We start from the raw sequence: 504 nt of genomic DNA, 5'->3' as shown, positions 1-504 counted from the left end.
AAGCCGCCGCGGAGCGCGACCGTTTGCAGCTTCGGATCTATGCCGAGGCCATTACTGCCTTTATGAAAAGGCAGTCCACAGCGCTTCCGGGCAATGTGTCCCTGCGCGACTATGCCGAGGTGCTGGTCGATATCGCCTATGAAGCTGGGCGCAGGAAATTCCGGCCCTCGGACAACTCCCGCGATACGGCCGCGACGCTCATTGCCTGGGGCGACGAGTTCTCCCGGCAGCATGAGGATACGGATTGGACGGAGAAGGAGTTCCTCGACGAGATTTACAGGTTCACCGCTGAGAAGCTGCAAAGCGTTCCGAACAAGGACGATCCGAATGCGGAGTTCGACATCGCCTTTCTGAACCGTACGGCACTCGAAAGACACGGATACGATACTGCGACGATTACGGACGGCGATCTGCAGGAGTTGGCCGGACGGATGGGTGATTATTATTGCGAGAGCAGCAAGTTCAGCGAAGATCTGCGTACGGCCTGCGGCGATTTCGGATTGA

The 504-nt window shown here is 57.9% G+C and carries 1 pseudogene; it reads left to right on the top strand.

Annotation, left to right across the window (positions count from 1 at the left end):
* Positions 1-62: 62 nt before the first annotated feature.
* Positions 63-504, top strand: a pseudogene (locus ACESTR_RS16475) (hypothetical protein); the annotation flags it as partial.

The sequence above is a fragment of the Alistipes sp. DJF_B185 genome (assembly GCF_964250025.1).
GTDB classification, from domain to species: domain Bacteria; phylum Bacteroidota; class Bacteroidia; order Bacteroidales; family Rikenellaceae; genus Alistipes; species Alistipes finegoldii.
The sequence above is the reverse complement of the archived record's forward strand: the minus strand, read 5'-3'. Positions and strand labels throughout refer to the sequence as shown.